The 593-nt window shown below is 48.6% G+C and carries 1 protein-coding gene; it reads left to right on the top strand.

Annotated elements, in window-relative coordinates; translation table 11 throughout:
* Positions 1-593: AAA family ATPase (locus GMD6S_RS10000; RefSeq protein WP_000317493.1), on the top strand; the 593-nt coding region annotated here is incomplete at both ends.

The raw sequence follows: 593 nt of genomic DNA, 5'->3' as shown, positions 1-593 counted from the left end.
ACCAAGAACAATCCGGTCTTGGTTGGAGATGCGGGTGTCGGGAAAACAGCTCTGGCACTTGGTCTTGCTCAGCGTATTGCCAGTGGGGATGTGCCTGCGGAAATGGCAAAGATGCGTGTTCTAGAGCTTGATTTGATGAATGTTGTTGCGGGGACACGTTTCCGTGGAGATTTTGAAGAGCGCATGAACAATATCATCAAGGATATAGAGGAAGATGGCAAAGTGATCCTCTTTATCGATGAACTCCACACCATCATGGGTTCTGGTAGCGGTATTGACTCGACTCTGGATGCAGCCAATATCTTGAAGCCAGCCTTGGCTCGTGGAACTTTGAGAACGGTTGGTGCCACCACTCAGGAAGAATACCAGAAACACATCGAAAAAGATGCTGCCCTTTCTCGTCGGTTTGCCAAAGTGACGATTGAAGAGCCAAGTCTAGCTGACAGTATGACCATTTTGCAAGGTTTGAAGGCCACCTATGAGAAACACCACCGTGTGCAAATCACAGATGAAGCTGTTGAAACGGCTGTCAAGATGGCGCATCGTTACTTGACCAGTCGTCACTTGCCAGACTCTGCTATCGACCTCTTAGA

This window comes from Streptococcus sp. GMD6S (genome assembly GCF_000297015.1).
The sequence above is the reverse complement of the archived record's forward strand: the minus strand, read 5'-3'. Positions and strand labels throughout refer to the sequence as shown.